Below are 11,539 nucleotides of genomic sequence, written 5' to 3'. Positions count from 1 at the left end.
CATGAAACAGGCAGACCTGCTCATTGCGGAGATCGGAAGCACCACCACGGTGGTCAGCGCGTTCCATCAATTGAATACGGATCCGGTGCTGCTCGGCCAGGGGCAGTTCCGCACCACCGTATCGGAAGGGGATGTCAACATCGGCCTGGCCGGTGCCATCCGGGATCTGGAGGAGCAGCTGGGAGAAGCGCTTCGCTATGACCGGCTAATGGCGTCCTCCTCCGCCGCGGGCGGTCTGCGCATGACGGTGCACGGCCTGGTCTATGACATGACGGTGCGGGCGGCGCGGGAGGCCGCCCTGGGGGCCGGCGCCAACCTGAAGTTTGTTACGGCCGGCCGGCTGCGCCGGTCGGATCTGGCAAAAATCCGGGAAATCGGGCCCAATATTATCCTGCTGGCAGGCGGGGTTGATTACGGCGAGCGTGAAACCGCTCTGTACAACGCGGAGCTGATCCGATCGCTGAATCTGGCGGTTCCGGTCATTTATGCCGGCAATGTGGAGAATCAGGAGGAAATCCGTCTGATCTTCGAGGGCAGCCCCAACCGGCTGTATGTCGTGGACAATGTCTATCCCCGCATCGATGAACTTAATATTGAACCGACCCGGAAAGTCATCCAGGCGGTCTTTGAGGAGCACATCACCCACGCCGGCGGCATGGAGCACATCCGCGATCTGGTGGACGGACACATCATTCCGACGCCGGGCGCGGTGATGGAAGCTTCCATCCTGCTCAAAGAGGAACTGGGCAACCTGGTCTGCGCCGACATCGGCGGGGCCACCACCGACATTCATTCCTGCACGGCGGACTCGGATGAGTTCGCGGGCATCCTGCTGGAGCCCGAACCGGAGCACAAGCGGACCGTCGAGGGGGATCTGGGTATGTACGTCAACCGCATGACGGTGCTGGATCTGGTGACGGACCGGGAACTGGACAGCCGGCTGGGTCTGGACCGGGCCGAGGCGGTCCGGCGCTCCGAAGCGCTGCCGCCCATCCCGGACACGGCACAGGACCTGGCACTGGTGTCGCTGCTGGCAGAGACCGCCCTGGTGACGGCTCTGCGCCGCCATGCCGGCGTGCTGAAGGAATACTTCGGTCCGTCCGGCCGCAAGCTGGCGGCCCTGGGCAAGGATCTGACCCCGGTGAAGCATTTCATCGGCACCGGCGGGGCGCTGACCCGCCTGCCCGACGGCGAGGCCATTATCCGGCGCGCCCTGGCGCGGGAGAGCCGGCTGGAGCTTTTGCCCCGGCCTGATATCAACATCTGGATTGACCGGGACTACATCATGGCCTCCCTGGGCGTCATGAGCCTGCAGTATCCGGAAGCGGCCCGCAAGCTGGCCCGAAAAAGTCTGAGCATCCCGGAGGGAACACCATGAAAAATCCACGAGTAGAAATTAATCTGACCCGGCTGCGCCAGAACGTCGATGCCATCGTCGGCCTGTGCGCCGATCACGGCATCTCCGTGGCCGGTGTCACCAAGGCGTTCTGTGCCATGCCGGAACTGGCTCAGGTCTTTGTCGACGGCGGCTGCCGCTATCTGGCGGATTCGCGCCTGGAGAACCTGAAAAAACTCAAGGGCATGAGTCTGCCCCGCATGATGCTCCGGCTGCCCATGATCTCCGAGGCTCGGGAAGTGGTCCGTTACGCGGACATCTCCCTGAACTCCGAGGTCGATACGATCCGGGCCCTGGATCAGGCCGCTCAGGAAGCCGGCGTCCGCCACGGCGTACTGCTGATGATGGATCTGGGCGACCTGCGGGAGGGGTTCTACGATGAGTATGAGCTGTTTGACGCCATCGAGCAGACCCGCAGGCTGTCCCACATTGACGTGGTGGGGGTCGGCGTCAACCTGACCTGCTTTGGCGGAGTCATCCCGGATGAGTACAACCTGTTCCGGCTGGTCACCATCGCCAAGTATGTCCACAAAAAGTACGGCCTGGAGATGGAGCTGATTTCCGGAGGCAATTCCTCTTCCCTGCATCTGATCCTGGATGACGCCATGGTGGAGGGGATCAACAACCTGCGCATCGGCGAAGCCTTTCTGCTGGGACGGGAAACCGCCTACGGCGAACGGGTTCCCGGAACCGTGGAAGGAGTGTTCACCCTGGTGGCCGAGGTCATCGAGCTGAAAAAAAAGCCCACCGTACCCAAGGGAATGGTGGGAAAGAACGCCTTCGGCGAAGTGCCGGAGTTTGAGGACCTGGGGACCAGAACCCTGGCCATCTGCGCCATCGGCAAGCAGGATGTCGATCCCACCAAGCTGACGCCCCAGGATGAGGACATCCTGATCAAAGGCGCTTCCTCCGACCACATCGTCCTGGATCTGACGGACTCGGCCATTCCCTACCGGGTTGGTTCGGAAATCCGCTTTGACATGACCTACGGCGGCATACTGTCCTCCATGACCAGCAATTATGTCCATAAGGAAATCGTCTGGGAGGAAGCCGAAGCCCAGGAGGAGTTCCAGCTCAAGGTCGTTCGCTGAGTCCTGCCTGAGGCAAGCAGCACACAAGCGATCCTGCCAGCATCGACATGAGCAGCAATCGAAAAAGCAGCAATCGAAAAAGCAGCAATCGAAAAAGCAGAAAACCCCGCGGCCGGTCGGCTGTCCCAGGACAGTCCGCTGGAAGCGGGGCTCTTTTTTGACTGGCTGACTACAGGCGAATCGGAATCAGCTTGATGTAGTCTTCAATGGAACCGTCCTTCAGGCAGCACTCGATGATCTGGCGGCCGAGGGGATCCAGGTCCGGGGAGTCGAATTTGGCCAGTTCCTTCTTGAAGAAATCGGTGAGCAGCCGGGCTCCGGCGTCGTAGGCCTCATCGCCGACTTCCGGCTGACGGTTGACTTCAAGCAGTTCCTTGGGCAGGAAGGTGCCGTCCACCTTGATGCTGCCCAGGGCGTAGCCAAGCAGCGGGCATCTGGATTCGTTGAGCTGATGGCGGCCGAACTTGCCGTTGCGGCGGGAGAGATATTCCCGGGCAATCCACTGGGGCATGAAGCCGACCTTATGGGCGCCGATGTTCTGGTTGGGGATCAGCACGTAGCGGGTGTGGCTGGTTTCCAGTATCTGCTTGAGCAGGAGGTTGGCCTGGTCGACGCGGCGGCCGGTGGCAAAGGGCCAGTAGGAGCCGACGCCTTCGCTGGTCATGCCCTCGCTGTCGGTGATGCTGGGATTGTTGTGGCCTCTGGGGGATACCAGGCGCCACAGCCAGGCCAGGGCCGGGGGCAGGATATGGAACAGCCCGATGATGCCGTAGCTGGGATCCGCGATGGTGCAGGGCGGAGTGCGCACGCCGAAGCTTCGGATATCGACTTCCACCGGTTCGTTGATGATGTTGGTGATCTGATTGCGCGGCAGAATCACCCGTGGGTTGGGGCAGGGCTTGTCCGGGGCATCCATGATGTGTTCCCAGATCAGGCAGGTGGAGCCGGGGACGGAATCATAGTTGAAGAACAGCAGCGGTTCCTTGGGATGAATGGTGCGCTTTTCCAGATAGGGATCCGTGCCGTATTCCTTGATGTGGTCGGTCCGCATGAACCAGCCGGCTTCGGCATCCTTGACTACCAGGCGCTTGGAGGCGTTCTGGAGCTGGGGATGGCACAGCGCCATGTCATCGGTGATGGGGAGCAGCTCGCAGGTTTCAATCAGGTCAATGTAGGTGGTTTCGCCGGTGACGCGGTTGGTGGACAGGCGAATGCGGCCGTCCATCTCGCGATGGATTTCTTCGATCATTTCACTCTTGCCGCTGCCCGAAGCACCTTCATGCATGACGGTGAGAACATTGTCATAGGGCGTGATGATCCGGACGGTGGAGCCGTGGACCGTCACCCAGCCTTCTTCTTCGCCGATCTTGAGGAGCACGCCGTAGACGCCTTTCTTGGCGCTGGGGCCCGGATACAGGTTGTAGGAGAAAAGCTCGTAGATATCGTCCAGCCGGTTATGCACGACCATCTGCTTGCCGCCAAAATGGGTATGGCGGAAGGTCGGTGCCAGGTAGATGATGGCCTTGGGCTTGAAGCCTTCGGGAACGCGGCTGGCCGGGATGAAGCCCTGCAGGTCGGCCAGGGCCGCGGCGAAGAAGCCGGCGTTGTCCGGAGCGACCAGGAGCGCGGGATAGCCGAATTCTTCGCCGCCGGCCATGAAGGGCATGATGATCAGGCCCTGCGTGGTGAGCCAGTCGAAGGTCTGGTGGCGCAGTTCGTCAAATTCCGCGCCGTATTTGGAGATGAAGCGCTGCTTGTCGGATTTACCGTGGTCGGCAATGACCATGCAGTGGGGATCGCGCCGTCTCATGTAGACATCCATGTAGTTGACGACCAGTCCGTTTTTGCACTTGGCCACCGTGGCTTCCACGACTTGGCCTTGGCCCGGAACGTCATAGCTCACTTCATTGAACAGCGGGTCACCGCCCATGGCCAGTTCAAGAAGTTCGCCGCGTGTCTCCGGGATGGTTACCGAAAGACCGCTCTGCAGAAGTTGGTTCAAAGAGTCCGGCAGAATCATATGCTGGATCGGTCCTTTGTCTGTCATCACGTATCGCCCCTTGTCGTTTGTATAAAATGCAGAAATGTTGAGTTATTATTCCACTGTAATAATACATCGGAGATGGAGCGAAAACAACAATAAACCTTATAAATCAAAGGTTAACAAGAGCAACCGATTACATTTGTCAACCCATTCAGCGTGAATAATTATGCATATATCGTGAATAACAATCATGTTGAAACCAGCCGCAAACCTTCCGGGCGGTCGCCTAAGCTGCGTTTTCCAGGGGGTTCAGGTCCTGCGGCGGGTCTTCGACACGGTAATTTCGGAACAGGCTTGCCCCGATCAGGCCGCCCAGGATTCCTCCGATGGCAGCGCAGGCCATGGCCAGCAGAACGTTCAAAGGCGGATTGAAGCCAAAGGGGGCCAGGAAACCGGGAATCGGGGAAGCGGTTCCGGGCGCGTTGTTGATGATCCCGAACCAGGAGGCGCTCAGACCCGCCAGGGCTCCCCCGAAAAAGTCCGACACATAGATGGGGACAGCGTGGCGGGTGACGATGTGAGCCTGGGTCAGGGGCTCCAGCATGACGGCAATGATGTTGCCCTTGCTGCCCAGTTTCAGCTTGTAGAAGATCACTCCGTTGGTAAAAGTCCCGCCAAAGGTGGCAACGGCGGCGATGCCCATGGGCAGTCCGGTGAGTCCGAGCATGGCGGTCAGCGCCATGGAGCTTAAGGGCGAAGTGCAGATGACTTTCATGATTCCGCCCAGAAGGATGCCCATGACATAGGGCGACTGCTCAGCCGCCGCGGAGATCATGGCACCGATCTGGGAAAGGGTGCTGCTGACCATCGGATTGATCGCGGCAGCGATGCCTCTGGCCAGCGGAGCCAGCAGCAGCGCCATCAGAATCACGTTCAGTCCCTCCGGCAGCTTCTTTTCGAGTTTCGGAGTGAGCAGCCCCAGCAGGTAGCCGGCGATAAAGCCGGGCAGGATGCCGAAGCCAGCCGTTGCCAGGCCGGCTGAAACGGCCAGTACCGGGGAGATGCCCATTTCCAGCAGGACCAGCATCGCCGCGGCGGCCGCCCCCATGCTGCCGGACAGGCTGCCGACCTCTCCCAGAAACCGGCTGTGCAGAAAATTCCCTGCGATGTACCGGTGGATCGCCTCCACTAAAAACGTTGCGATCGCTGCATTGGCCAATCCCCCCATGGCCGCCTGGCCCTTGGGTGCTTTCAGGCTGAACAGCGAGAATACCCCCAGTGTCGCAATCAACAATCCCATTCCCTGAACAATTTCCATCATGTTCTCCTCTCACTTTTTTTATGTATCAAAAAAAAGGGCAGCGCAGCGTAGGCTTACCAAAAAAACCTACGTTGCTCTGTCCTTTGATCTGAAAGATTCACTGCGTCCGGCAGCTTGCTTCTTCGATGGCCGGTTACGGCTCTCTCCAGAGTTGTGTCCCATCGCTGGTATGACCTGAAAGTTTCGGTAACCTATGTTAGGAACAGGTCCCTTGCTTCTACGGTCCCGGCAGGTTGCCGGGCTCTTCAGCCGATGTTCATCCACGGATATTGAATTCAGTACCTACTGTACAGGGCGGCCAGAAGCCTGTCAAACAGCGGGTTTGGGCCGGATTTTCAAAGTTGTATTTATTTTATCAATCTCACTGAAAAGATAATGCTTATGATTGGGATAACCATAAGCATCTGCTAAATTTGATGGCTATTTTATTTTTGATTGCAAAATGAGGGAAGTGGGCAGGAAGTGAAATGCTACCGGTTTTCCTCGTCATCGAGCTGCTGCTGAATTTTTTTCTGGGTCACCGTATTCTGATGATAAAACAGCCAGGCAGCAAGATAACTGATCGCAGTGGAACCCAGGAAGGTAACGAGGAGCATCGCCAGGAAATAGCCGATGCCATCCACCTGATACTTGCCGGCGTATTGGGAATAGTTGATCCCCCCGGTCACTGTGGTGACGGTCAGTCCGGCGATGAGGCTGTGGATCAGGGGCATTCGCTTCGAGTGCGTTCCGCTGCCGTTCAGATCCAGTCCCAATGACAGATACCGTACCAGCTTGTAGATGGAAACTCCGAAAAAGCAGAGGAACTCGGCGGCATACTGTTTGAACGGCGCGTTCATAATAAATTGCTGCAGCAGAATGGACGCAAGCAGGGCAAACATCAGAATGCCATCGGCCTCACTGCTGATTTTGCGGCGTTGTGAGATGACTCGTTCATCCCGGATAGTCTGGTTTTTCATGATGGATCCTCCCAAAATAAGTCATTCAGTGTTTTCTTCAGTGCCTTGCAGATTGCGATGCACAAATTCAGCGACGGGTTATAATCCCCGGCCTCAATCAGTCCGATGGTCTGTCGGGTCACGCCGACAGCTCTGGCTAATTCTTCCTGGTTCATATCGCATTCCAGTCGGGCTATTTTCATTCGCTTGTTCTTCATGAAGCACCCCCTTATATTGCAAAGTATAACATATCTCAGTCATAATGCAATATATAAATTACATTTTTGCTCGGAATCCAATACAGAGGGAAGCAGCAGAGGAAAGCACCGGAGGAAAGCAACAAAGGAAATCGCCGGAGGAAAGCACCGAAGGAAAGCAGCAAAGGAAAGCACCGGAGGAATACACCAGAAGAAAATAGCAGAAGAACCACGGAAGGACAACAGCGGTTCGGGAAATTGCTGCCGGGTGACCTGCCGGGCAATCTGCCGGGCAATCTGCTGCCTGGTGACTTGCCGGGCAATCTGCGGCTCAACGATCTGCCAGATGCAATCAGTGTATGCTTTTTTTCAGAATCATTTGTTATAATAGCCTTGAATTCGAGGCGGATCCCATGTTGCCGGGACCGCGGGAGGTAGGTCAATGGCAGGTTATGTATTTGCGCTGGGTGTCGCGCTGGTTTTGCCGGTGCTGGTCTCGCTTGTTCTGGTGCGCCGGTACAGGGCACTTCAGCCCGTACTGCTGGGAGCCGCCTGTTTCATCCTGTTTCAGGTTCTGCTGCGGATTCCGCTGCTTCAGTTTGTGCTGCCCAGGTCAAATGAGTATCTCCTGTTCCAGTTTACTCAGCCCCGGCTGTTTCTGTGGTTTCTGTCCCTGACGGCCGGCCTGTTTGAAGAAATCGGACGGTATGTGCTGATGCGCCGGTTCATGAAGGACGCGCCGTTGTCTCATGCGATTGCCTTCGGAGTGGGGCATGGCGGTATGGAGGCCATGCTGCTGGTGGGTCTGAATTTAGCGGTGGGCGGATATCTGGGACAGCTTCCCTTCCAGTCCAGCCTGCCCTTTGTCCTGGCCGGTGCAGAACGGATTTTGGCCATGACGCTCCATGTCTGCCTGAGCATCCTGGTGTGGCGTTCTCTGAAAGAGAACAAGCCGCTTCTGCTGGCTCTGGCCATTCTGGCACATACCCTGTTTAACGCGCTGGGGGCTGAACTGGCCTGGCGCAACGTCGACGCGGTACTGATTGAGGGTGCCCTGGCACTTGCCACCGTCGGTATTGTCATCTATACCCTGTTCACTCTAAAAACCATTCGAACGGATCAAAGGAGTATTGAATCATGAAAAGAAAACACCGTGGACTGACCCTGCTGCTGTTTGTACTGACCCTTTCCCTGGCCCTGGCCGCCTGTGCCCAGAAGACGCTGCCGGAGGGCTTTGATCAGGCCAAGGTAACGACTCAGGCCAAACAGGTCATTACGCAGCTGACGAATAAAGAGTATGCCAGCGTGGCAGCCCAGTTCAGCCCGGAGATGAAGGCAGCCCTGGATGCCCAGAAACTGCAAACCGCTGTGGGACCGGTCATCGACAAGCTGGGCGCCTTCAAGGAATTCAAGTCCGAAACCGTCGGGGCCGGGGAGAATCCCACCATCGGAAAATACGCTGTAGCCATCATCAATTGTGTCTACGCCAACGGCAATGCCACCTACACCATCAGCATCGACTCCGCCGGAAAAGTCTGCGGACTCTATGTGAAATAGGAATAGGGCACAAGGGATCGGCCGGTGCGGCGGATGATCAGGCTGGGGCAGCCTGGATCGGATCCCGCAGCACCCTCTGAATCCCCGACCCTGGATGCCGCCCTACCATGCGGCATTTTTCTTTTTCAGCCGGGCGAGCTTTGACCTTGCTCCGGGCTTTGGCTGAGCTTCGAAAGTCCATGACATGCATTGGTTCGGATCAGACGCCTGCCGGCTGAAAAAAATTGACATTTCCGCTGATTGCAATAAAATAGCAGAGGAAAGCATAAGCAGAGAACTCGGATAACCCAGGGTTTCTGATCATGCCTTTCGAGATTGCTGCTATCCTATTTCTACATCAATGATCCGTGCCGCTGCCTCTGATCTTTGTGCGGCAGCCCGGAATACGAGGAACAAACCAATGGATAAATTACAGGGGGAAGGGTGCGAGATCCTGATTCCCAAGGAAGAGCGGAAGGAGATCCGGGATGTCGAGGCATCCATTACGGGGAAATATAAGAAGACGATCTGGTCCAAGTTTACCAAGGCGCTGAATGACTTCCAGCTGATTGAGCCGGGGGACCGGATTGCGGTAGCCATCTCCGGGGGGAAGGACTCCATGCTGATGGCAAAGCTGTTTCAGGAACTGAAGCGGCACCGCAAGTTTGAGTTCGAGGTGGAGTTTATCTGCATGGATCCGGGATACCATCCCCAGATCCGGGAACTGCTGCTGGATAATGTGGAATACCTTCAGATTCCGCTGAAAATATTCGAAGCGGACATCTTTCAGGTCATTGATGACATTGCCCGGGACTACCCCTGCTACATGTGCGCCCGGATGCGCCGGGGCTACCTCTATGCCAAGGCCCGGGAACTGGGCTGCAACAAGCTGGCCCTGGGTCACCATTTCAACGATGTCACTGAGACGGTCATGCTCAACATGGTGTATGGCGGGACCTTCAAGGCCATGCCGCCCAAGCTCCGCTCCACCAATTACCCGGAGATTGAGCTGATCCGACCCCTCTACTATATCGAGGAGAAATTTATCAAGAAGTGGACCAGCGAGATGGGCATCTGGCCGCTGAACTGCGCCTGCATGGTGGCGGCCAAGCGGACCGGCAACAAGCGCTATGTCATCAAGGAACTGATTGAAGAGATGAAGAAGATCAACCCCAACGCGGAGATGAACATCCTGCGCTCGACTCAGAACGTCTATCGCGACACCTTGCTGGGCTATGTCTCCGCCGGCGAGAAGCATGATTTCGCCACCGCCTACTCCGAGCGGCCGGGTACGCCGGACGAGGAGTAAGCTGCCGGAAGAAAGCGGTGCGGGCAATGGATGAGATCATCCCTGAGCCAGGGGATGCAGCAGGAAGCCCTTCATCATCATGACAGTGAACAGCAAGGCCACCCGATTCGATTCGGGTGGCCTTGCTGTTATTGGGGTTCAGATTTCTTGTGTTACTTGAGCCGGATGCGGTCGCCGGGTTTAGTTTTCAGCTCGGCGTTGAGTTCTTGCTCCAGAGCTTCCAGCTGGGAAGGCCGGCCGAAGTTGTACTTGTCCATGCCTTTGCTGACGAGTTTGTGGCGGGGCAGGTAGCGGGGGCCTTTGCCAAGGATGGCAATAAGGGCGAGAACCAGGGCTGCGAGGCATCCCAGGATCATCCAGCGCAGGAGGGAGCCGGGCATCTGCAGGAACTTGAGGAGCAGGGCGGCAAGCCACAGGAGGACGATGGCCGGGCTGCGGGTGGTCAGGCCGTAGTAGATCACAAAGAAGAGGAAAACGGCCAGGAGCAGAAAGGCGGTGACGTCCTGCTGGAACAGGGTATGCCAGCGCATGGCGATGGTCTGAAAGAGCAGGAAGAGCACCCAGCCCAGGAACAGGCAGAAGGGGGCGCGCAGGAGGAGTGTCTCATCCCAGAGGTCTTCGTCTTCCCGGATGCTGCCGTTGATGGCGAACAGGAGGAGGGTCGTCAGGATCAGCAGGAAGATGGCCAGTCCCAGGAGTTCATAGTGCCAGCTGAGGATGGCCAGGGAGTAAAGGATAAACGAAGCGCCGACGGTCCAGCCCAGGGCATGGCGCGCCTTCTGCCGAATCAGTTCACGGTGCGGGCTGGCGGCTGCCTGAAACAGGGTAAACAGGGTCAGGCCGGCCAGCGTGATGAAATAGAGGTACCAGGTGTAGGACGGTCCCACGACGGGAGCGGGATACCTGGTTTCCAGGGTCAGGACAGTAGCCTGAATGGGCAGGAAGTAGGCGGACAGAGAGACTGCCGCCAGAATCAGCCAGGACAGGCTGTTGAGTATTTTCAATCGAGTCTGCTTTTGTGCTTCCATGTGGGACCTCCCGGACCGGCGGCGGCAATGGAAATTGCCGGCCGCTTTGAATTGATTTCAGTATAACAAAGTCATTTCGGCCCCGTATGGCGTAACTGTTATAAAACTGTAAATCTTGGCTGACCTCAGGGGCTTCAGCTGGGATGGGGCTGGTGGGAGTCCGCGGTCTCGGGTTCGGGGGAGAGGCGGGACAGTCCCAGGATTTCTTCAATGAGGGTGGACAGGACATCCAGGTCCTGGACCCCGTTGAGATACAGGTCGCTGAGCCCGCGCACCAGGATGTGGATGGTGTATTCGGGGTAGCGCAGGGGCAGCAGGGACGGATTTTCCCGCAGGAGCTCCGTTACTTCCCGGATGGCGTGGTCTTCCAGGCGCCCCCGGACAAAGAGCGAGACGACGGTGCCGTTGCTGGCTTTGATGTTGAGCAGGTTCTCGTTGTGCTTCATGGTGGTCAGGTAGTACCCCAGAATGCGGCGGATCAGGGTGGAGAAATCCTCGGTCTGGTCGCGCAATTGGGTACTGAACTGACGGGACACCTCCTCGACGAATTCGTCGGCGATGGCGGCCAGGATGGCGTCCTTTTTGGGGAAGTAGTAGTAGAAGAGCCCCTTGGCGACGGACAGGCGGCGGACGATGTCATCGACGCTGGTATTTTCGTAGCCGTTTTTGAGAAAGAGCTCCCGGGCGGCATCCATGATTTCCTGGCGGCGGACTTTGGGATCTTTTGAGATTCTCATGG

The 11,539-nt window shown here is 57.5% G+C and carries 11 protein-coding genes and 1 riboswitch; of the genes, 5 read left to right on the top strand and 6 right to left on the bottom strand.

Annotated elements, in window-relative coordinates; translation table 11 throughout:
* Position 1: 1 nt before the first annotated feature.
* Together P6M73_RS15835 and orr are read left to right on the top strand one after the other, a co-directional pair.
* Complete coding sequence (locus tag P6M73_RS15835; protein ID WP_277853982.1) at positions 2 to 1,378, top strand: GlmL-related ornithine degradation protein; 1,377 nt, start codon at positions 2 to 4, stop codon at positions 1,376 to 1,378.
* The gene (orr, locus tag P6M73_RS15830; protein ID WP_277853981.1) at positions 1,375 to 2,487 is read left to right on the top strand and encodes an ornithine racemase Orr; all 1,113 of its coding nucleotides are present in this window, start codon (positions 1,375 to 1,377) and stop codon (positions 2,485 to 2,487) included. The genes P6M73_RS15835 and orr overlap by 4 nt, the downstream gene beginning before the upstream one ends.
* Positions 2,488 to 2,656: 169 nt before the next feature.
* On the opposite strand, the gene P6M73_RS15825 is transcribed toward orr, so the two are convergent.
* The 4 genes from P6M73_RS15825 to P6M73_RS15810 form a co-directional block, all read right to left on the bottom strand.
* Positions 2,657 to 4,534 (bottom strand): DUF4914 family protein, encoded by a 1,878-nt coding sequence (locus P6M73_RS15825; protein ID WP_277853980.1) that lies wholly within the window; start codon positions 4,532 to 4,534, stop codon positions 2,657 to 2,659.
* A gap of 223 nt (positions 4,535 to 4,757) precedes the next feature.
* Entirely contained in the window at positions 4,758 to 5,789 is a 1,032-nt protein-coding gene (locus P6M73_RS15820; RefSeq protein WP_277855798.1) for a PTS sugar transporter subunit IIC, read from the bottom strand.
* A gap of 69 nt (positions 5,790 to 5,858) precedes the next feature.
* Positions 5,859 to 5,951: riboswitch (glycine riboswitch) on the bottom strand.
* Between the two features lie 311 nt (positions 5,952 to 6,262).
* Positions 6,263 to 6,751: a DUF6773 family protein gene (locus tag P6M73_RS15815; RefSeq protein WP_277853979.1), complete on the bottom strand. Its 489-nt coding sequence runs from the start codon at positions 6,749 to 6,751 to the stop codon at positions 6,263 to 6,265.
* The gene (locus P6M73_RS15810; RefSeq protein WP_277853978.1) at positions 6,748 to 6,948 is read right to left on the bottom strand and encodes a helix-turn-helix transcriptional regulator; all 201 of its coding nucleotides are present in this window, start codon (positions 6,946 to 6,948) and stop codon (positions 6,748 to 6,750) included. Before P6M73_RS15810 ends, P6M73_RS15815 begins: the two co-directional genes overlap by 4 nt.
* Before the next feature lie 421 nt (positions 6,949 to 7,369).
* Between P6M73_RS15810 and P6M73_RS15805 the strand changes: the two genes are divergently transcribed.
* The 3 genes from P6M73_RS15805 to P6M73_RS15795 all read left to right on the top strand — a co-directional run bounded on the left by P6M73_RS15805 (position 7,370) and on the right by P6M73_RS15795 (position 9,772).
* Positions 7,370 to 8,068 carry a YhfC family glutamic-type intramembrane protease gene (locus P6M73_RS15805; RefSeq protein ID WP_277853977.1) on the top strand — a complete coding sequence of 233 codons (699 nt, stop codon included), beginning with the start codon at positions 7,370 to 7,372 and terminating at the stop codon, positions 8,066 to 8,068.
* Complete coding sequence (locus P6M73_RS15800) at positions 8,065 to 8,484, top strand: DUF3887 domain-containing protein (protein WP_277853976.1); 420 nt, start codon at positions 8,065 to 8,067, stop codon at positions 8,482 to 8,484. Before P6M73_RS15805 ends, P6M73_RS15800 begins: the two co-directional genes overlap by 4 nt.
* Before the next feature lie 400 nt (positions 8,485 to 8,884).
* The gene (locus P6M73_RS15795) at positions 8,885 to 9,772 is read left to right on the top strand and encodes a tRNA 2-thiocytidine biosynthesis TtcA family protein (protein ID WP_277853975.1); all 888 of its coding nucleotides are present in this window, start codon (positions 8,885 to 8,887) and stop codon (positions 9,770 to 9,772) included.
* 152 nt (positions 9,773 to 9,924) lie between these two features.
* Here P6M73_RS15795 and P6M73_RS15790 read toward each other — a convergent pair whose 3' ends face one another.
* Positions 9,925 to 10,800, bottom strand: a complete 876-nt coding sequence (locus P6M73_RS15790) for a hypothetical protein (protein ID WP_277853974.1) — start codon at positions 10,798 to 10,800, stop codon at positions 9,925 to 9,927.
* Positions 10,801 to 10,934: 134 nt separating this feature from the next.
* A complete protein-coding gene (locus P6M73_RS15785; RefSeq protein WP_277853973.1) occupies positions 10,935 to 11,537 on the bottom strand; it encodes a TetR/AcrR family transcriptional regulator in 603 nt (200 codons plus the stop codon).
* Between the last annotated feature and the right edge of the window lie 2 nt (positions 11,538 to 11,539).

Origin of the sequence: Anaerococcoides asporogena (assembly GCF_029590275.1) — a bacterium.
GTDB lineage: Bacteria > Bacillota > Clostridia > Clostridiales > Clostridiaceae > JG1575.
This window is presented reverse-complemented; position numbering and strand designations above follow the sequence as displayed.

Excerpts from the sequence above, each read along its gene's own strand:
- P6M73_RS15835 (WP_277853982.1), top strand. The coding sequence starts at position 2 with ATGAAACAGGCAGACCTGCTCATTGCGGAGATCGGAAGCACCACCACG.
- orr (WP_277853981.1), top strand. The coding sequence starts at position 1,375 with ATGAAAAATCCACGAGTAGAAATTAATCTGACCCGGCTGCGCCAGAAC.
- P6M73_RS15825 (WP_277853980.1), bottom strand. The coding sequence starts at position 4,534 with ATGACAGACAAAGGACCGATCCAGCATATGATTCTGCCGGACTCTTTG.
- P6M73_RS15820 (WP_277855798.1), bottom strand. The coding sequence starts at position 5,789 with ATGGAAATTGTTCAGGGAATGGGATTGTTGATTGCGACACTGGGGGTA.
- P6M73_RS15815 (WP_277853979.1), bottom strand. The coding sequence starts at position 6,751 with ATGAAAAACCAGACTATCCGGGATGAACGAGTCATCTCACAACGCCGC.
- P6M73_RS15810 (WP_277853978.1), bottom strand. The coding sequence starts at position 6,948 with ATGAAGAACAAGCGAATGAAAATAGCCCGACTGGAATGCGATATGAAC.
- P6M73_RS15805 (WP_277853977.1), top strand. The coding sequence starts at position 7,370 with ATGGCAGGTTATGTATTTGCGCTGGGTGTCGCGCTGGTTTTGCCGGTG.
- P6M73_RS15800 (WP_277853976.1), top strand. The coding sequence starts at position 8,065 with ATGAAAAGAAAACACCGTGGACTGACCCTGCTGCTGTTTGTACTGACC.
- P6M73_RS15795 (WP_277853975.1), top strand. The coding sequence starts at position 8,885 with ATGGATAAATTACAGGGGGAAGGGTGCGAGATCCTGATTCCCAAGGAA.
- P6M73_RS15790 (WP_277853974.1), bottom strand. The coding sequence starts at position 10,800 with ATGGAAGCACAAAAGCAGACTCGATTGAAAATACTCAACAGCCTGTCC.
- P6M73_RS15785 (WP_277853973.1), bottom strand. The coding sequence starts at position 11,537 with ATGAGAATCTCAAAAGATCCCAAAGTCCGCCGCCAGGAAATCATGGAT.